The organism is Achromobacter maghribensis (assembly GCF_057334215.1).
This window is the reverse complement of the sequence record NZ_JBHFII010000066.1, coordinates 81,089-98,884: the sequence shown is the minus strand read 5'-3', so window position 1 is coordinate 98,884 and position 17,796 is coordinate 81,089. Positions and strand designations below refer to the sequence as shown.

The window sequence follows — 17,796 nt, the reverse complement described above, 5'->3', positions numbered from 1 at the left end:
GGAGCACGCCATGGAATGGATGGATCTGATCAGTTCCTCGGCCTTCTGGGTCGCCGTGCTGCGCCTGGCCACGCCGCTGATTCTGGGCACCCTGGGCGTGCTGCTGTGCGAGCGCGCAGGTGTCTTGAACCTGGGCATCGAAGGCATCATGGCCGCCGGAGCGTTTACCGGCTGGCTGGTGGTGTATCTGGGCGCGCCGCTGTATGTGGGCGTGCTGGCGGCGGCGTTGGCCGGCGCCGTGTTCGGCTTGCTGCATGCCGTGCTGACGGTGCCGTTGGGCCTGTCGCAACACGTCTCGGGCCTGGGGGTGACTTTGCTTGCCACCAGCCTGTCGTACTTTGCCTACCGCGTGACGTTTCCCAGCGTGAACACGCCGCCCACCATCACGCCATTTGCCGAAATGAAATTCCTGGATGGCATTCCGCTGATCGGCCCGGTGTTGGCGGGGCAGACGCCCATGACGCTGATTGCGCTGGCCGCCGTGCCCATTCTTGCCTGGGTGCTGAACCGCACGCCGGTCGGGTTGGCGATCCGCATGGTGGGCGAAAACCCCGCCGCCGCCGAAGGGCAGGGCCTGTCCGTCACGCGACTGCGCATCGGCGCGATCGTGGCCGGGTCGGCACTGATGGGCGTGGCCGGCAGCTTCCTGACGCTGGCGGCGTTCAACGCGTTCTTTTTCAACATGGTCAACGGCCGCGGCTGGGTGTGCGTGGCGCTGGTGGTGTTTGCATCCTGGCGGCCCGGCAAGGCGCTGCTGGGCGCGCTGATCTTCGCCTTCTTCGACGCGCTGCAACTGCGCCTGCAACAGGGCGGCGCGGCCTTGCCCGGCCTGCCCGAGCTACCGTATCAGGTGTACCTGATGCTGCCCTACATCCTGTCCATCCTCGCCCTGGTGGTGATGGCGCGCCGCGCCGCCTACCCGCAAGCGCTGATGAAACCGTATCGCAAGGGCGAAAGGTAGAGGGTGTGGCCCACCCCCGAAGCGCTACGCGCTTCCCCTCAAGGGGGCGTCGCGACGGACCGGCGGAGCCGGATCCGAAAGGGAGGACCCACCCCCGAGCGCTACGCGCCCCCCCTCCAGGGGGCGTCGCTACGGACCGGCAAAGCCGGATCCGTGCGACCCCGATGGTGGTGTACTTTTGGTGCACCGTGAATTGCTGGATTTTTTAGGATGCATCCATGCTCGATCTGATTATCAAGAACTGCACGCTGCCTGATGGGCGCACGAACATCGACATCGGTGTGGCGCAGGGTCGCATCACGGCGGTGGAACCCGCGCTGAAGGCCGAAGCCGGGCAGGTGATCGATGCCGCCGGTCAGCTGGTGTCGTCGCCCTTTGTGGACGCGCACTTCCACATGGACTCCACGCTGTCGTTCGGCCTGCCGCGCGTGAACCAGTCCGGTACCTTGCTGGAAGGCATCGCGCTGTGGGGGGAACTTAAGCCGTTGTTGACGCAGGAAGCGCTGGTGGAACGTGCGTTGGCGTATTGCGACTGGGCCGTTGCCCGTGGCCTGCTGGCCATTCGCTCGCACGTGGACGTCTGTGACCCGCGCCTGCTTGCCACCGAAGCGCTGCTGCACGTGCGCGAGAAGGTCAAACCCTATCTGGACCTGCAACTGGTCGCCTTCCCGCAAGACGGCGTGCTGCGCGCACCCGGTGCGCTGGACAACCTGAAGCGCGCGCTCGACATGGGCGTGGACGTGGTCGGCGGCATTCCGCATTTTGAACGCACCATGCAGGACGGCGCGGAATCCGTGCGCATCCTCTGCGAACTGGCCGCCGAACGCGGCCTGCGCGTGGACATGCACTGCGACGAAAGCGACGACCCCTTGTCGCGCCACATCGAGACGCTGGCCTACCACACGCAACGCCTGGGCCTGCACGGCCGCGTCACCGGTTCGCACCTGACGTCCATGCATTCCATGGACAACTACTACGTGTCCAAGCTGATCCCGCTGATGCGCGAAGCCGGGGTCGCGGCGATTGCCAATCCGCTGATCAACATCACGCTGCAAGGCCGCCACGACACGTATCCCAAGCGCCGCGGCATGACGCGCGTGCCCGAATTGCTGGCAGCCGGCGTGCCGGTGGCGTTCGGCCATGACTGCGTGATGGACCCCTGGTACAGCCTGGGTTCGGGCGACATGCTGGAAGTGGCGCACATGGGCCTGCACGTGGCCCAGATGACGGGCCAGGACGCCATGCGCGCCTGTTTCGAGGCCGTGACGACCACGCCCGCCAAGATCCTGGGGCTGGACGACACGGGCATCGCGGTCGGCAAGCGCGCCGACCTGGTGTTGTTGCAAGCGCGCGACCCGGTGGAAGCGCTACGCCTGCGCGCGACCCGTTTGATGGTGCTGCGCGCGGGGCAGGTGATTGCGACCACGCCGCCCGCCACCGCCACCTTGAACCTGCCGGGCCGCCCGGGTCAGGTCAGCTTTCAGACACCGGCCCGCTGACATACGGCGGCCGCTTGGCGGCCGTCACGATGATCTCCACCAACAGCTCCGGCGCGGCCAGCTTGGCCTCGCAGGTGGCGCGGGTAGGCATCGCATCAGGCAGCGCCCACTCGGCCCACACGCTGTTCATGCCCGCGAAATCGCGGTCGATATCCTTCAGCCAGATCTGCACCGACAGCAGCCGCGACTTGTCGGTGCCGGCCTCGGCCAGATAGCCGTCGATCTTCGCCAGCGCGTCGCGCGTCTGCGGCACGATGCCGCCTTCGGCCGCTGACGTCACGCCCGCCACATAGACCGTATCGCCGTGAATCACGATGCGGCTCAGGCGCTGGTTGGTTTGCTTGCGCACGATGTCGTCGTTCATTCGCCTTGCTCCTTTTTTGATGGGATGGACGCGATGTTCGCGTCCGAAAAACGATCAATCCGAAATGGCGCGATGGGCATGTCCGTCGCACCGGTTGTTATCAGGTCGGCCATGATGCGGCCCACGATGGGGCCTAGTTCAAAGCCATGCGCCGAGAACCCGAACGCATGGAACGCGGTCTCGTGGCGGCTGCTGCGGCCGATCACGGGGATCTCGTCCGGCATGGCCGCTTCGATGCCCGCCCAGCCCCGGTTCACGATGGCGTCGCGCATGTGGGGGAACAAGTCGCAGACCGTGCGCGCGCCTTCCGCCAGCGAGCGGAAATCCAGCTCGGTCCATTCCGCGTCGCGATCCACCCAGGCCCGCCGCCCGCCACCGATCAGCACCGTACCATTCGTGCGTTGCTTGAACGATAGCGCGCGCCCGGTGCCCAGCACGACCGGGTCCAGGAAATGGTCCATGCGCAACGTCACCAACATCATCGGGCTGATGGCCAAGAGCGGCACCGGCTCGCCCCATTGCGCGGCGATGCGGTCGGCCCATGCGCCCGCGCAATTCAACACTTGGGGCGCGGTGTAGGTGCCGGCATCGGTCTGCACGCGCCATTGGCCGCCGTCGTGCGTGACGCCGTCCACGCGCACGCCTTCCAGAAAGCGTGCGCCCAGGCTGGCAGCCTTGGTGCGAAACGCCAGCGTCGTGCGATACGGATCGGCCGCCGCGTCCTCACGCGCGATCAGCCCGCCCTGGATGGTCGGCGCGATGGCGGGGATCATGTCGCGCAAGTCCTCGGCACTGATCCACGCTTCGTGGGTGTAGCCGTGCTGGGTCATCGTGCGAAGCCGCGTCTGCAATGCCTCGACGTCGGCGGCGTTCTCGGCCACGCGCACCTGCCCGTGCTGCTCGAAACCACAATCGTCATCCACCAGGTCGCCGATGCGATACCAAAGTTCGCGCGAGGCCAGCGCCAGCGGCACTTCGGCCAGATGGCGCGCCAACGTGCGCACGCCGCCCGCGTTCACGCCCGACGCGTGCCGGCCCACGTAGTTCTTTTCGATCACCAGGGCGGGCACACCCGCACGCGCCAGATGCAGCGCGGCCGAGCTGCCGTGCAGGCCCCCACCGATAATGATGACTGCCGCCGACCGCGTTGAACCGGTCATTTCTACCTTCCTTCTGCCGCGAAGCGGCTGTTCAAAGACGGCATTTCCAAGAAAAAGCCGGGCTGCCAAGCCGAGACACCGAAGATCCGGCTTCGCCGGTCTTCCGGTGTTGCCCCCTTGAGGGGGACGCGCGTCGCGCGTCGGGGGGGGCCTACTTTTTCAGGCGGACAACGGCTTGGCGGGAATCGTCCGTCTGCGGCAGCGACGCCAGCTCGCCCAGCGTCAGCGGCTTGGTCGGAAAGCGCAGCCGGTAATAGCCCACTTCCTGCGTCGGCACGCCGCGCTCTTCGGCGATGATCTCGGCCACCGTCAACCCGCAGAAGCGCCCCTGGCACGGCCCCATGCCGCAGCGCAGAAACGCCTTCATCTGGTTGGGTCCGCTGCACCCGAGCTTGACCGTTTCGCGCACCTGCGCGGCGGTCACTTCCTCGCAGCGGCACACGATGGTGTCGCCCGTGGGCCGCCGGAAGGTGTCAGGCGCCTTGTAGAGCGCGTCGAAGAACTCCCGGCCTCTCACGGCACGGGCAAGCGCCTGGCGCGGCGCCACGGCCTGGCTATCGCGTTTGGTGGCGTCGATGCGGCCTAACAGATGCGCCGCCTGCAAGGCGGCCAACCGGCCCCGGTGTTCCGCCGCCAGCGCGCCCGCGATACCCGCGCCGTCGCCCGCCATGCCGATGCCGTCCACCGTCGTCAGGCCCCATTCATCCACCTGCGGCTCCCAACAGTCCAAGGCGTCGTTCCAGCGATGCTCCGCACCCACGGCGCGCGACAGGTTCACGTTGGGCACCACGCCCTGATGCAGCATCAGTTGTTCGGCGGGCAAGGTCTTGGTGACGCCGCCGGCCGTGTAGCGCAAGCTTTGCAGCTTGCCGTCGCCAACGGCCTCCAACGCCGTCACGCCGCGTGTGATCGGCACCGCGGCCTTGACCGCGCGCAGCAGCTTCAAGCCCTTGCCCAGATACGGCGAACGCAGGAAGCCCCAGACCTTGGGCAGCACCTGGCCCATGCGTCCGGGCGGCGTGGTTTCCAAGAGCGCGTCGATCTTCACCCCCGCGTTCAGGTATTGCCACGCCACCAGGTACAGCAGCGGGCCGCTGCCCGCCAGCACCGTGCGATCCGCCGGCACCACGCCGGCCGACTTCAGCAGGATCTGCGCCGCACCCGCCGTGATCACGCCCGGCAGCGTCCAGCCCGGAATGGGGAAGGGGCGCTCTTGCGCACCCGTTGCCAGCAGTAAGCGGCGCGCATGGATGATGCGCGCTTCACCGGCCACCGAATACGCCACTTCAAAGCCCTTTTCGGGATGCGGCGCGGTGCGCTCGGCCACCGCCCACACGGTGGCGCCCGGCACGTAGCGCGCGCCTGATTGCTTGAAGGGCGCGATCAGGGAAGCACCATGCCAGTAGTCTTCGCCCAGGATGCCGCGGTCGGTGACCGGCGTGGTCGTGATGGCGCGATAGATCTGTCCGCCCGGCGCCAGCTGTTCGTCCAGCAGCACGGTATCCACGCCCAGCCCGGCGGCCACCGTCGCTGCCGCCAACCCGGCCGGGCCCGCGCCCACCACCAGCAAATCGCATTGCGTTGTTTCGATCATGCCTGCACCTTGCGCGCGCCCAGCTGGCGCTCGATCTTCATGCCTTCGCGCACGGCCGTCATGCAGCCCTGCTGGTTCGCCTGGCCGTCAATGGTGACCAGGCAGTCGTAGCACACGCCCATCATGCAATAGGGCCCGCGCGGCACCTCGTTCACGGCGGTATCGCGACAGGCCGACACGCCGCCCGCGAACAACGCAGCCGCCACGCTGTCGCCCTGGCGGCATTGCAGCTCGGCCCCGTTGACCGTCACGCGCACCGGCGCGCCTTGCGCCTGGCGCTGCGCCTCATCAAGCCTCTTGAACATGAAACCTCCGGGTCGAGAAGGGCGCCATGCCGTCGGCAAGCTTGCCGGCCACGATCATGGGCGCCAGATTGAGGGCGTGCGCGGCGGCCAGCGTCACGCCGCTATGACAGGTGGCGACAAAGGCGCCCGGGCACGTTTCGGATTGCTGATAGATCGGAAAGCCGTCCTTGGACATCACGCGCAGCGCCGCCCAGCTGCGCACCACGCGCACGTCGCGCAATGCAGGCAGCGTGCGCACGGCGCGGTCGGCCAGCGTGCCCAGGATCGGCAGCCCCACCAGGTTATCCACATAGCCGGCTTCTTCCTGCGAATCGCCGATCAGCCACGTGCCTTCGTCCGTCTGGCGCAAGGTGGACAACGGTGTTTCCAGCAAGCGGCGCGTGCGTTCCAGCACCACGATCTGGCCGCGTTGCGGGCGCACCGGCACGTCCAGGCCCACTTGCACGCCGAGGTCCTTGTTGGACAAGCCCGATGCCAGCACCACCTTGCGCGCGCGCACCGTGCCAGCGGGCGTTGCGATCTCAAACACGCCGTCGCGCTGCTTGATGCTCTGCGCCGGACGGCGCGGCAGGTAATCCACAACACGCTGTGCAAAACTTGCGTGCAAGGCGCGCAGCAGCTTGAGCGGGTTGGCGATGCCATCGACCGGCGTCCAGGTTGCGCCGCGCACATCGGGCCCGATGCCCGGCACCAGGTCGGCCACTTCCGCGCGGTCCAGCAGTTTCCAGTCGTATTGCGCCATGTCGGGCTGCGCCAGCAAGGTCTTCATGAACGTGCCGCGCGCTTCCACCTCTTCGTCGCTTAGCAGCGCATGCAGTCCGCCGCGCTGCTCCAGATGCACGTCAACGCCGGTTTCCTCCAGCAATTGCGCGGCCAGGCGCGGCCAGCCGGACGCGGACGTCATCGTCCACACGCCGTAGCGCGGCAGGCCCATGCCTTTGCTCTGCACCCACACCAGCCCGAAGTTGCCGCGCGACGCGCGGTAGGCCACGTCGCCCTCGTCCAGCACGGCCACATGGTCCAGTTCGCGCCGCAGGCCATAGGCGATGGCCGATCCCACCAGCCCGCCGCCGATCACCACGGCGTCATAAATGCCGCGATGCACGGGCGCGCGGGGCGCCAGTTCTTTCTCGTCCGTCATTAGCGTCCCTTTCCTACAAACAGCTTTTCCAGGCCGACCACGCGGTCCAGAATGAAAATGGCGATGATCGTCACGTAGATCAGCACGGCCGACACGGCGGTCACGAGCGGATCGATGGTGTCTTCGATATGCAGGAAGATGCGCACCGGCAGCGTCGTCGTGGACGGCGAGGCGATGAAGATCGACATGGTCAGTTCGTCAAAGCTGGTGATGAACGCGATGACCCAGCCACTGACCACCCCCGGCAGCAACAGCGGCAGCACCACGCGCCGGAACGCCGTCCAGTTGGACGCGCCCAGCGATTGCGCGGCGCGCTCCAGCGCGGGGTCGATGCCGGTGGCCGACGCCAGCACCAGCCGCAGCGCGTACGGCATGACAAGGATCACGTGCGCCACCACCAGGCCCACATAGGTGCCGGCCAGATCCACGGTGGTGAAGAACTTCAGGAAGGCCAGGCCCAGCACCACATGCGGAATCATCAGCGGCGACAGGAAGAACGCCACCAGCGCCTCGCGGCCGCGAAAGCGGTTGCGGGCCAGGGCCAGCGCGCTGGGCACGGCCAAGCCTATCGCCAGCGTCGCCGACAAGGTCCCCAGCCCCAGGCTGAACCAGAATGCTTCGACAAAACGCGGGTTGTCCAGGATGGCGCGGAACCAGCGCAACGACAGTCCGCCCGTGGGCAAAGAAATAAAACCCTCTGACGTGAACGCCACCGCGCACACCATGACAATGGGCGCCAGGATGAACAGGATGAAAAGCGTGTGAAAGACCAGGCCGATGGGGCCGTTTCGAAATTGCATCTCAGCCCCCTGCCTGGTTGAAGACGGCGCCGTACTTGCGTTCAATGATCCGGTTGGCCGACAGCAGCACGACGACGGTGGCCAGCAGCAGCACCACGGCCAGCGCCGCGCCCAGCGGCCAGTTCAGCGTGTTCAGGAATTCGTCGTAGGCCGCCGTGGCCACGTTCTTCAAGCGCCGGCCGCCGATGATGGCCGGCGTGGCGAACGAGCTGGCCGCCATCGCAAACACCATGATCGCACCCGACAGAATGCCGGGCATGACCTGGGGCACGATCACGCGCCGGATCACGGTGAACTGCGATGCCCCCAACGACAGGGCGGCGGCTTCGGTGGCGGGATTGATCCGCTGCAGCGACGCCCATACCGAAATCACCATGAAGGGCACCAGCACGTGCGTCAGCGCGATGCCCACGCCCAGATTGCTGTACATCAGGTCCACGGGGCTGTTGATCAACCCGATGCCCATCAGCGCCTTATTGATAAGGCCGGTGGAGCCAAATAGCAGCGCCCAGCCCAGCGTGCGCACCACCACCGAAATCAGCAAGGGGCCCAGCACCACCATCAGGAACAGGCCTTTCCACGGGTTGGCCATGCGTGACAGCACGTAGGCCTCGGCGGTGCCCAGCACCAGGCACGCCACCGTCACGGCCGCCGCCACGCCGAAGGTGCGCGCGTAGATTTCGTAGTAGTACCCGTCGCTGAAGATCTCGATGTAGTTCTTCCAGGTGAAGGTCACCTGCATGCCGCCATAGAACTGGAAGTCAAAGAAGCTGATCAGGAACACCAGCGCCATCGGCACGACCAGGAAGGTGGCGTAAACCACCAGCGCCGGCGCACTCAACACCCACGGGTTGGCGCGCGTGCTCATGACGCCAGGCCCTTGGGCGCGGCCGCGACCTCGCACATGTCCTGCGCGCGCCAGCGCAAGTGCACGGGCTCGCCCTCGGCGGGCACGGCCACGCCGTCGTTCTGGCGTATCACCATCACTTCACCCACCGACGTGTCGACCTGGCACAGCCAGTGGTTGCCCTGGAATACGCGTGTCTTCATGCGCCCCGGCAGGGCACAGGCGGCGGGTTCCGAGAACAGGATTTTTTCGGGGCGGACGATCACCGCGCCTTGCGGCACCGGCGCGCCGGCCATCGGGATGTGCGCTTCGCCGATGCGGGCGCGCGTCTCGTTTTCGTATTGCTCGGCCGTGGGCGTGAACACGTTCGCCTTGCCCAGGAAACCGCCGACGAAGTGGCTGGCCGGCCCTTCGTAGGCCTGGAAGGGTTCGGCCACCTGTTCGACCCGGCCCTGGTTCATCACCACGATGCGATCCGACAGCGCCAGCGCCTCGGACTGATCGTGCGTGACAAGAATGGTGGTGGTGCCGATCGTGCGCTGGATGCTGCGCAGTTCCAGCTGCATTTCCTCGCGCAGCTTGGCGTCCAGGTTCGACAGCGGTTCGTCCAGCAGCAGCACGCTGGGCCGAATCACCAGCGCGCGCGCCAAGGCCACGCGCTGCTGCTGGCCGCCGGACATGCGCGCCGGATGCCGGTCCGCCAGATGGGACAGGCCCACCAGCTTCAAGGCATCGGCCACGCGCGCCTCGCGTTCTTCCTTCTTGACCCGCTGCATCTCCAGGCCGAACGACACGTTTTCAAATGCGGTCATGTGCGGGAACAAGGCATAGTTCTGGAACACCAGCCCCAGCCCACGCTTGTTGGCCGGCACACGGCTGACGTCGCGGCCATCCAGCACAATGCTGCCGCTGGTGGGTTCGACAAAGCCCGCGATCATCTGCAGCGTGGTGGTCTTGCCGCATCCCGATGGCCCCAGCAGCGAAATGAACTCGCCGCGATTCACGGACAGGCTCAGTTCTTCCACAGCGGTCGTTTCGCCATAGCGCTTGCACAGGCGGTTCAGCACTAGATAACTCATGAAGGCTCCCGTGGGCGACGCGCCGCGCCGCCCCGTATTGCACGATCGGCTACGCGTCTCAGCGCTCGATTTCCCGCGTCCAGCGCTTGTTCCAATCGTCTCGGTTCTGGTTCACCGTGTCCCAGTCGATCACGATCAGGTCGGCGGCGCGCTTGCCGATAGGCAGCGGCACGCGCGGGTCATCGGTGACCTTGGCCTTCTTGTTGACCGGCCCGTAGCCGTAGGCGCTGGCCAACTTTTCCTGCACTTCCGGCGTCACCAGGTACTGCACGAACGCCTGCGCCATGGGGTTGGTCTTGGGCTTGGCAACGGGGCATACCGAGGACAGCAGCGCGTAGGCGCCTTCTTGCGGATACACGAAGCCCACCGGGAAGCCAGTGTCGGCAAACGATTTGGCGCGGCCACTGCCCCACACGGAAATCACGGCCTGGCCTGACGAGAACAGTTCCGTCATCTTGCCGGGCGACGGCTCGTACACCAGCACGTTGGGACCCACCTCGTTCTTGAAGGTGGTGAAGCCCGCGTCGATTTTCTTTTCGCCGCCGCCACCTTCGCGCGCATATTCCACCAGCGCGTGCAGGCCGTAGGTGTTGTTCAGCGGCGGCACCACCAGTTGCTTCTTGTACTTGGGGTCCTTCAGGTCTTTCCACGATGTGGGCGCGGCCCACTTCTTTTCATCGAAGACCTTCTTGTTGTACATGATGCCGGTGGCCACGATGCCGATGGCCACCGCCTTGTCGTCCTTGTAGCGCGCGGTGCTGTAGATGTCGTCGCTCGAAAGACCCTTGATGGGCTCGCAGAACCCCAGCGCGATGGCTTGGTACATGGGGCCGTCATCGATGATGGCCACGTCGATCTGCTGGTTGCTCTTTTGCGCTTGCAGCCGCGCCACCGTGTTGGTGGAGTTGCCGGCCACATAGTCCAGCTCGATGCCGTGCTGCTTGGCGAAGGGCGGGAAGATGTCCTTGCGCATGATGTCTTCGAACGAGCCGCCGTAGCCCGCCACCACCAACTTCTGCTGCGCTGCTGCATTTGCGCTGAGTCCGACGGCCACCGTCGTCGCCGCGATCACTGCAAGTACCTTGCCCATGAGAACCCCCGATTGTTGGTACACTTTGTCCGTACATGAATGTCCGGACAAATAATGAATCCGACGAGACATCGTTGTCAATCGGTTATTGTCCGTACAAACCCCATATAACAATGCAAGGAGCTCCCCCCATGACCCGATCCTCCGAGCGCGCGACCGGCCCTGGCGGAGCACGGCAGGCGCGCGGGAAACCCGAATCGCAGGCGCCCGACGGCGACGTTGGCGGCCCCCGTTACAAGAGCATTTTCCAAACGCTGTCGCACGACATCAGCACCGGCCGCTACCCGGTCATGACGCTGCTGCCCACGGAGCACGAGCTGTGCGACCAGTTCAACGCCAGCCGCCACACCATCCGCGAAGCGATCCGCATGCTGACCGTGGCGGGCATGGTGTCGCGCCGGCCCGGCGTCGGCACCCGCGTCGAGACCGCCCGCGCCAGCACCCGCTTCACGCAGCGCATCTCGCAGTTTCCCGACCTGCTGCAATACGCGCGCAATGCAGCCCTGTTGGTGCAGGACGTGCGCACCATCAAGCTGCCCAAGCGGCTGGCTGAGGCACTGGGCTGCACATCCGACAAGTCCTGGCTGCACATCAACTCCATCAAGACCCTGGATGACCAGGACACCGCCGCGGCCAGCACGCTCATCTACGCCGACCCCGAGCATTCGGACGTGCGCGTCGAGGTCAAGTCGCGCATTTCGCTGCTGCGCCTGATCGAAGACCACTTTGGCGACCGCATCATCGAGGTCAACCAGGAATTCTCGGCCACGCCCATCAACGCCACGATCGCCAAGCAGTTGAAGGTCGAGCCCAAGACGGCCGGCTTCGTCATCACCCGCCGCTACTACGGTGATGGCGGCCTGCTGCTGCTGGCCACCATCACGACCTTCCCGCACGACAAGATGAAGTACTCGATGACGCTCAACGTAGGGTGACGGGCACGGCGCCCGCGCCATAGGCAGCCCGCGCCGCGTCCACGCTGATTTTTCCGTCGGCCAGGTCCTGCTCGATGCGCCCGCGGGGCCGTTCCGATGGCGTGCCATACCCGCCGCCGCCCGGCGTTTCGATGCGCACGCTGTCGCCGGGCGCCAGCGCGATATTGGCCGTCTTGGAAAACAGCGTCTCGGCCTGTGGCGTGCCGAAGTTGCGGATCAGCCGCGCACGGCGTCCGTCGCCGCCGCCGTCCACCCCGGCCGCCACGCCCACGGTGTGGCTGTCCGAACGCGCTGAAAACACGATGCCCGGTCCTACCGCGCGGATCTGCTTGGCGATCGCCAGTCCGCCACGCGTGCGTCCAACACCGCCGGAGTCGGGGATCATGGCGTATTCGTCCATCATCAATGGATATTCGTTTTCCAGCGCTTCAACCGGCAGGTTGGACGTGTTGGTCATATGCACGTGGACCGCGTCCATTCCGTCGGCATCGAAGCGAGCGCCCGCGCCACCGCCCAGCGTTTCCAGATAGACGAAGTGCCCCGCGCGCTCGCGCCAGCGGCCTGAAAACACGATGGCGGGGCAGCAGTCGTTGCTGGACGCCATGGTCTTCTCGGGCGGCAACAAGCCGCGGAACGCGCCGAAGATCGCGCCCGCGACCTTCTGCGCCGTGATCGACCGCGCGCCGACCGCCGCAGGATGTTCCGGGTTGGTGATGGTGCCCACCGGCGCCGACACGTTGATGGGGTCGAACAAGCCGGCGTTGGGCGCCAGGTCCGGATCCAGCAACGCTTTGACGGCGTAGTACACGCAGGCGCGCAACGCATTGATCGGCAGGTTCATCGCGCCGCGCGCCTGTTTGCCGGAGCCGTCGAAATCGAAATGCAGATTGCCGGGGCGCACAGTCAGCGTCACCTGGATCGGCACCGGATCGCCGCCCATTCCGTCGTCGTCCAGATCGCTGCGAAACGTGTAGCTGCCTTGCCGCAGCTCGGCGATGCGGTTGAGCAGGCGGCGGCGCGTGTACGCGATCACGTCATCCACGGAACGCAGCACCGCGTCCAGCCCCATCTGCCGGATCAGGCCTTGCACCGCGGCCGCGCCCCGGCGGTTGGTCGCCATCTGCACGCGCAGATCCAGCACGCGCTCTTCGGGGTCGCGGGTGTTGGCGCAGATCAGGCGCAGCATGTCCTCGTCCGTCTCGCCATGCTTGGCGATGCGGCAGGCGGGGATGCGAATGCCTTCTTCGAAAATTGACTTCAAGCCGCCCGCGATCGATCCTGGCACCGCGCCGCCCACGTCCGAATGGTGCGCGATATTGGCCGCGAAGAAGCGCAGCACGCCTTCCCAGAACACGGGGGTCACGATGTTGATGTCGGGCAGATGGCTGCCGTCGGCCAGGTAGGGGTCGTTGCAGATGAAGACGTCACCCTCACGGATGTCGTCGGTCTTGAACGTGCGCAGGATCGCGCCCATCGCGCCGTCCAGCGAACCCAGGTGCAGCGGAATCTGCGTGCCTTGCGCCACCAGCCGGCCAGCCGCGTCGAACAAGGCCACCGAGCAGTCCTTGCGTTCCTTGATGTTGGTTGAGAACGACGCGCGCACCAGCGTGTTGTTCATGTCTTCGGTGATGGACAGCAGGCGGTTGCAGAACACCTCCATGCCAATGGGGTCGGCCAGCGCCACGCTGGAACCGGAATGGTCGGGCTTAGTCATGCAAGCCTCCTTGCAAGCGGATGATCAGGTTGCCGTATTCGTCGACGCTGGCGTGCTGGCCAACGCCGACGACGGTGGTTGAACTCATTTCTTCCAGCAGTGCGGGGCCGATGAAGCGTGCGCCGGTGGGCACGCGATCGCGGTCGTACACCGGGGTCTCCTGCCAGCCGTGCGTAGGTCCGAAATAGGCGTCGCGCTGGCCAATCCTGGCATCGGCGAGCACCCCGCCGATATGGCGTGGCGCAAGCGGCGCCTTCACCACCTGGCCCACGGCCTGCATGCGGCAGTTGATGATCTGCACCTTGCGGTCGTCCACCGTGTACCCGTATTCGCGTTCGTGCGCCTCGGCGAAACGGCGCGCGAATTCCGCATGGCCGCCCACGCCGGTGTCGTCCAGGCTGACCTGCACTTCAAAGTTCTGTCCTTCGTAGCGGGCGTCGATCGCGCTGCGGTAGACGCGAAGCGCCGGGTCCACGCGCTCCTCCGCCAACCAGTTTTCGGCTTGCGTGCGCAGGCCCGTGAAGATGGCCGCGATCGCCGGCCACGTGTCTTCGCCGGCCAACGAGATCTCGCTCTGCACGAAGTCGAACGAAATGTCGCTGAGCAAGATGCCGCGCGCGCACATGGTGCCCGGCTCCTGCGGCACGATCACGACCGGAATGCCGCATTCCTCGGCAACTTCCACCGCATGCAGGGGCCCCGCGCCGCCGTAGGCATACAACGCGAAGTCCGACAGGTCGTAGCCGCGCTCGGTCGATACGGCACGGATGGCCCGGCTCATGTTCGCCGCCGCGATGCGCAGGATGCCTTCGGCGGCCGCATCGCGGTCCAGACCGAGCGGCCTGGCCACGCGTTCATCGATGACTTGCCGCGCCGCGTCGGCGTGCACCGGCATGCGGCCGTTCAGCAGGGCCACGGGGTTCAGCCGCTGCAAGACGATCTCGGCGTCGGTGATCGTCGGCTCCTGGCCGCCGCGGCCGTAACCTACCGGTCCCGGCACGGCGCCGGCGCTGTGCGGGCCCACTTTCAACGCGCCCGCGTCGTCCAGCCACGCGATGCTGCCGCCGCCCGCGCCGATCACGTGGATATCCACCATCGGCGTCTTGACGGGATAGCCCGCCACATGGCGATGCGATGTGAATAACGGACGGCCATCGCACACCAGGGACACATCCGTGCTGGTTCCGCCCACATCGAAGGTGACCAGATTCAGGCTGCCGATGGCGCGTCCCACGGCGGCCGCGCCCACCACGCCCGCCGCGGGCCCCGACAGGCAGGTCCGCACGGGATACTGGCGCACCGTGGCAATCGACATCAGGCCGCCGTTGGAGTGGATGGTGTGCGGTTCGTGGCCGATGCTCAATTCCCGCACGCGCAGCAGGAAGCGTTCCAGATAGCGCGCCATCTTCGGCCCGACGGCGGCATTCAGCACGGTCGTCGACAGGCGCTCGTATTCGCGGAACTCCGGCAGCACATCGGACGACTGGCTGATGTAGACCCCCGGCATGACCTCCTCCACGAGCCGCGCCGCCCGGCGTTCGTGCGCCGGATTGCGGTAGGCATGCAGGAAGCAGATCGTCACGGCTTCAATGCCAGCGGCGGCGAACTGGCGGGCGGCGGCCAGCACCTGCTCGTCGTCCAACGGCGTCAACACCTCGCCCGCCGCGTTGACGCGCTCATCGACCTCGACGCGAAATTCGCGTGGCACGGCGACGGGGGGCTTGCCCACGCTGTAGTCATAGAGATGCGGCCGCGTCTGGCGGCCGATCTCCAGCACGTCGCGAAAACCGCGCGTGGTGATCAGCCCGACGCGCGCGCCCTTGCGTTCGATGATGAGGTTGGTGGCGACCGTGGTGCCGTGCCCCACATGCGACACCTGCGAGGGCGGCACACCGTGGTCGGCCAGCATCTGGCCAATGCCGGTGGCGATGGCTTCCGAGGGATCGTGCGGCGTGGAAGGCACTTTGTGAAAGTGCACCACGCCGGCGTCCTCGTCGATCATCGTGAAATCGGTAAACGTGCCTCCGACGTCTATCCCAATGCGATACATATCATTCTTTCCAAAAAGAGTCTTGTGGATCGGGCGGATCAATCCAGACGGATGTCGGCCTTCTTCACCACCTGGCACCACTTGCTGATTTCATCTTTGATCATCGTGCCGAACGCCGGCCCCGCCACGTCCGATACCTGGGCGCCTTGCTGCTCCAGATAGGTCTTCATGGCGGGCGCGTGCAAGGTCTGCACCAGGCCGTCGGTGAGCTTTTGCCGCAGCGGTTCGGGCAGGCCGGCCGGCGCCAGCATGCCGAACCACACCATGGCCTCGTAGCCGGGATAGCCGGATTCCGCCACGGTCGGCACGTCGGGCAGCATCGGCGAACGCTGTGGCGAGGTCACCGCCAGCGCCTTGATCTTGCCGTCCTTGATGTAGGGGTAGGAGGTCATCACGACGTCGACCATCATGTTGATCTGCCCGCCCACCAGATCGATCAGCGCGGGCCCGGATCCGCGGTAGGGCACATGCACCATGGACACGCCGGCGGTGGTCTTGAAGAGCTCGGCCGCCAAGTGGTTGGAGGTGCCCTGGCCGTTGGAGGCGAACGAGTACTTTTCAGGCTCTTTCTTCAACAGCGCCACGAATTCCTGCAAGGTCTTGGCGGGCACCGACTGGTTCACCGACATCACGTTGGGAATCGTGGCCACCACCGTCAGGGGCGTGAAGTCCTTGATGGCGTCGTACGGCAGCTTGGAATACACGCAGGGCGCGCTGCCATGCGTGCTGACCGAGCCCATCAGGATGGTGTAGCCGTCGGCCGGTTGCCGGGCGACGTATTCGGTACCCACCGTGCCGCCCGCGCCGGGGCGGTTTTCAACGATGACGTTGGCGGACAGGCGTTGGCCCAGTCCTTCGGCCACCTTGCGCGCGATCAGGTCGGTGGACCCGCCGGCCGCGAACGGCACGACGATGCGGATCACTTTATCCGGCCAGGCGGCGCTGGCGGAACCGGCGGCCGCAAACAACGCGACTCCGGCGGCAATGCGACAGCAACTGCGTATCAGCCCTTGGTTCATGGCTTGGTTTCCCCTTGTTGATAGAACTTCCTTGTGGCCGGATCATGCGTGTCCGACCTTGGTTCGCTGCAACAACAAGGCCATGCTAGGCCTGCGGATTCAATGACAGCAGCCCTATGGGTTTATATTTGTATAACTGCCATTTATAGGTGCGCGGCCGTGAAGAATCCGGACCTGAATCTGCTTCTGCATTTCGACGCGCTGATGGCGTGCCGCAACGTCTCGCGCGCGGCAGAGCAGTTGAACATCAGCCAACCGGCGATGAGCGCGGCGATGAACCGGCTGCGCCAGCTATTTGGCGACCCGTTGCTGGTGCGTGAAGGCGGTGTGTGGCAACCCACGTTGCGCGCGATGGAGCTGCATCAGAATTTCAAGCCGCTTCTGGAAAGCTGGCACCGGGCCACGCGCACCCGTGACGCTTTCGACCCCGCGCAATCGTCGCGCACGCTGTCGTTCTATGCCACGGACTATGTGCAGTTCACGTTGTTGCCCAAGCTGATTCCGCGACTGGCCGTGGATGCGCCGCATTTCCAGTTGCAGATCGTGCCGGCGCGTCCGCAGCACGGCCTGAGCATGCTGGACACGAATCATGTGGAGTTGATCGCGGGTTATTTTCCGGACCCGGCACCGGATCTACGCACGCGTTTCCTGTACCAGGAGCCGGCAGTGTGCATGGTGCGCGAAGGCCATCCGTGCTTGCGAAAGCGCTGGAACCTGGACGCCTATTTGCGCTACGGCCACCTGGACCTGGCGGCACACACGCGCTATTTCAGCACCGCGATTGATCGCATTTTGATGGGACAGAACCGCAGCCGAAAGATCGTGGCGACGTTGTCCAGTTATCTGGTCTGCCCGTTCATCGTGGAAGGCTCGGACCTGATCGCGACGATGCCGGTCAGCATCGCGCGGGCGATGACGGGCGCGGCGCGCATCGTCACGTTGAAGGTGCCGCTGACGCTGCCGCCGATCGCGGTGTCGCTGTACTGGCACGAGCGCTATCAGGATGATCCCGCGCACGCGTGGCTGCGGCAGTATCTGGCCGGCGTGCTCGGGTAGTTTCGGCCGTTATTTCAGGGGCAGGCAGATGCGGGTCTCGGTAGCTGCCGCGATGCGGTAACGCGGCCAGCGTGACGCCGGTTTTTCGTGGGGTTTGTTGTCGTTATTTTGGGGCGTGACTGCAGGGTTCTTTTGACGCCTGTCGCGGCGGTGTCGCGCGGTGCGCGGGGCAACGATTGCGG

At 65.9% G+C, this 17,796-nt stretch carries 16 protein-coding genes; 4 read left to right on the top strand and 12 right to left on the bottom strand.

The genetic code is table 11. The annotated features are described in order from the left end of the window. The first annotated feature begins 10 nt into the window (after window positions 1–10). Window positions 11–961 (top strand): ABC transporter permease, encoded by a 951-nt coding sequence (locus tag ACE039_RS30865; RefSeq protein WP_105555604.1) that lies wholly within the window; start codon window positions 11–13, stop codon window positions 959–961. Window positions 962–1,179: 218 nt separating this feature from the next. Continuing rightward, window positions 1,180–2,460: an amidohydrolase family protein gene (locus tag ACE039_RS30860; protein ID WP_416026793.1), complete on the top strand. Its 1,281-nt coding sequence runs from the start codon at window positions 1,180–1,182 to the stop codon at window positions 2,458–2,460. On the opposite strand, the gene ACE039_RS30855 is transcribed toward ACE039_RS30860, so the two are convergent. The 9 genes from ACE039_RS30855 to ACE039_RS30815 all read right to left on the bottom strand — a co-directional run bounded on the left by ACE039_RS30855 (window position 2,435) and on the right by ACE039_RS30815 (window position 10,840). Beyond that, window positions 2,435–2,824 (bottom strand): RidA family protein, encoded by a 390-nt coding sequence (locus ACE039_RS30855; RefSeq protein ID WP_105555606.1) that lies wholly within the window; start codon window positions 2,822–2,824, stop codon window positions 2,435–2,437. The genes ACE039_RS30860 and ACE039_RS30855 overlap by 26 nt on opposite strands. Then, entirely contained in the window at window positions 2,821–3,984 is a 1,164-nt protein-coding gene (locus ACE039_RS30850; RefSeq protein WP_485824245.1) for an NAD(P)/FAD-dependent oxidoreductase, read from the bottom strand. The genes ACE039_RS30855 and ACE039_RS30850 overlap by 4 nt, the downstream gene beginning before the upstream one ends. 151 nt (window positions 3,985–4,135) lie before the next feature. Then, window positions 4,136–5,578 carry an FAD/NAD(P)-dependent oxidoreductase gene (locus tag ACE039_RS30845; protein ID WP_485824244.1) on the bottom strand — a complete coding sequence of 481 codons (1,443 nt, stop codon included), beginning with the start codon at window positions 5,576–5,578 and terminating at the stop codon, window positions 4,136–4,138. After that, window positions 5,575–5,883: a (2Fe-2S)-binding protein gene (locus ACE039_RS30840; protein WP_046804012.1), complete on the bottom strand. Its 309-nt coding sequence runs from the start codon at window positions 5,881–5,883 to the stop codon at window positions 5,575–5,577. Before ACE039_RS30840 ends, ACE039_RS30845 begins: the two co-directional genes overlap by 4 nt. Beyond that, window positions 5,867–7,024 carry an NAD(P)/FAD-dependent oxidoreductase gene (locus tag ACE039_RS30835; RefSeq protein ID WP_485824243.1) on the bottom strand — a complete coding sequence of 386 codons (1,158 nt, stop codon included), beginning with the start codon at window positions 7,022–7,024 and terminating at the stop codon, window positions 5,867–5,869. The genes ACE039_RS30840 and ACE039_RS30835 overlap by 17 nt, the downstream gene beginning before the upstream one ends. Beyond that, window positions 7,024–7,824 (bottom strand): ABC transporter permease, encoded by an 801-nt coding sequence (locus ACE039_RS30830; RefSeq protein WP_332609231.1) that lies wholly within the window; start codon window positions 7,822–7,824, stop codon window positions 7,024–7,026. Before ACE039_RS30830 ends, ACE039_RS30835 begins: the two co-directional genes overlap by 1 nt. Window position 7,825: 1 nt before the next feature. Next, window positions 7,826–8,692 carry an ABC transporter permease gene (locus ACE039_RS30825; protein WP_485824242.1) on the bottom strand — a complete coding sequence of 289 codons (867 nt, stop codon included), beginning with the start codon at window positions 8,690–8,692 and terminating at the stop codon, window positions 7,826–7,828. Then, window positions 8,689–9,750 carry an ABC transporter ATP-binding protein gene (locus ACE039_RS30820; RefSeq protein WP_485824241.1) on the bottom strand — a complete coding sequence of 354 codons (1,062 nt, stop codon included), beginning with the start codon at window positions 9,748–9,750 and terminating at the stop codon, window positions 8,689–8,691. Before ACE039_RS30820 ends, ACE039_RS30825 begins: the two co-directional genes overlap by 4 nt. Window positions 9,751–9,808: 58 nt before the next feature. Beyond that, window positions 9,809–10,840, bottom strand: coding sequence for an ABC transporter substrate-binding protein (locus tag ACE039_RS30815; protein WP_485824240.1), 1,032 nt, complete (start codon window positions 10,838–10,840; stop codon window positions 9,809–9,811). Between the two features lie 131 nt (window positions 10,841–10,971). Between ACE039_RS30815 and ACE039_RS30810 the strand changes: the two genes are divergently transcribed. Then, complete coding sequence (locus ACE039_RS30810; protein ID WP_485824239.1) at window positions 10,972–11,775, top strand: GntR family transcriptional regulator; 804 nt, start codon at window positions 10,972–10,974, stop codon at window positions 11,773–11,775. Here the strand turns inward: ACE039_RS30810 and ACE039_RS30805 are convergent. The 3 genes from ACE039_RS30805 to ACE039_RS30795 are packed head-to-tail and all read right to left on the bottom strand — an operon-like array spanning window position 11,762 to window position 16,558. Then, entirely contained in the window at window positions 11,762–13,489 is a 1,728-nt protein-coding gene (locus tag ACE039_RS30805) for a hydantoinase B/oxoprolinase family protein (RefSeq protein WP_485824238.1), read from the bottom strand. The genes ACE039_RS30810 and ACE039_RS30805 overlap by 14 nt on opposite strands. Further along, window positions 13,482–15,539, bottom strand: a complete 2,058-nt coding sequence (locus tag ACE039_RS30800) for a hydantoinase/oxoprolinase family protein (protein WP_485824237.1) — start codon at window positions 15,537–15,539, stop codon at window positions 13,482–13,484. Before ACE039_RS30800 ends, ACE039_RS30805 begins: the two co-directional genes overlap by 8 nt. Window positions 15,540–15,577: 38 nt before the next feature. Beyond that, window positions 15,578–16,558: a Bug family tripartite tricarboxylate transporter substrate binding protein gene (locus ACE039_RS30795; protein WP_105555617.1), complete on the bottom strand. Its 981-nt coding sequence runs from the start codon at window positions 16,556–16,558 to the stop codon at window positions 15,578–15,580. A gap of 159 nt (window positions 16,559–16,717) precedes the next feature. Here ACE039_RS30795 and ACE039_RS30790 point away from each other — a divergent pair, with 159 nt between their 5' ends. Next, window positions 16,718–17,614, top strand: coding sequence for a LysR family transcriptional regulator (locus ACE039_RS30790; RefSeq protein ID WP_233213788.1), 897 nt, complete (start codon window positions 16,718–16,720; stop codon window positions 17,612–17,614). Window positions 17,615–17,796: the final 182 nt, after the last annotated feature.

What these genes read in the sequence shown, in the direction of transcription:
- ACE039_RS30815 (WP_485824240.1), bottom strand. Translation starts at nt 10,840, where the DNA reads ATGGGCAAGGTACTTGCAGTGATCGCGGCGACGACGGTGGCCGTCGGA.
- ACE039_RS30805 (WP_485824238.1), bottom strand. Translation starts at nt 13,489, where the DNA reads ATGACTAAGCCCGACCATTCCGGTTCCAGCGTGGCGCTGGCCGACCCC.
- ACE039_RS30860 (WP_416026793.1), top strand. Translation starts at nt 1,180, where the DNA reads ATGCTCGATCTGATTATCAAGAACTGCACGCTGCCTGATGGGCGCACG.
- ACE039_RS30845 (WP_485824244.1), bottom strand. Translation starts at nt 5,578, where the DNA reads ATGATCGAAACAACGCAATGCGATTTGCTGGTGGTGGGCGCGGGCCCG.
- ACE039_RS30800 (WP_485824237.1), bottom strand. Translation starts at nt 15,539, where the DNA reads ATGTATCGCATTGGGATAGACGTCGGAGGCACGTTTACCGATTTCACG.
- ACE039_RS30810 (WP_485824239.1), top strand. Translation starts at nt 10,972, where the DNA reads ATGACCCGATCCTCCGAGCGCGCGACCGGCCCTGGCGGAGCACGGCAG.
- ACE039_RS30835 (WP_485824243.1), bottom strand. Translation starts at nt 7,024, where the DNA reads ATGACGGACGAGAAAGAACTGGCGCCCCGCGCGCCCGTGCATCGCGGC.
- ACE039_RS30840 (WP_046804012.1), bottom strand. Translation starts at nt 5,883, where the DNA reads ATGTTCAAGAGGCTTGATGAGGCGCAGCGCCAGGCGCAAGGCGCGCCG.
- ACE039_RS30830 (WP_332609231.1), bottom strand. Translation starts at nt 7,824, where the DNA reads ATGCAATTTCGAAACGGCCCCATCGGCCTGGTCTTTCACACGCTTTTC.
- ACE039_RS30865 (WP_105555604.1), top strand. Translation starts at nt 11, where the DNA reads ATGGAATGGATGGATCTGATCAGTTCCTCGGCCTTCTGGGTCGCCGTG.
- ACE039_RS30855 (WP_105555606.1), bottom strand. Translation starts at nt 2,824, where the DNA reads ATGAACGACGACATCGTGCGCAAGCAAACCAACCAGCGCCTGAGCCGC.
- ACE039_RS30795 (WP_105555617.1), bottom strand. Translation starts at nt 16,558, where the DNA reads ATGAACCAAGGGCTGATACGCAGTTGCTGTCGCATTGCCGCCGGAGTC.
- ACE039_RS30820 (WP_485824241.1), bottom strand. Translation starts at nt 9,750, where the DNA reads ATGAGTTATCTAGTGCTGAACCGCCTGTGCAAGCGCTATGGCGAAACG.
- ACE039_RS30825 (WP_485824242.1), bottom strand. Translation starts at nt 8,692, where the DNA reads ATGAGCACGCGCGCCAACCCGTGGGTGTTGAGTGCGCCGGCGCTGGTG.
- ACE039_RS30850 (WP_485824245.1), bottom strand. Translation starts at nt 3,984, where the DNA reads ATGACCGGTTCAACGCGGTCGGCGGCAGTCATCATTATCGGTGGGGGC.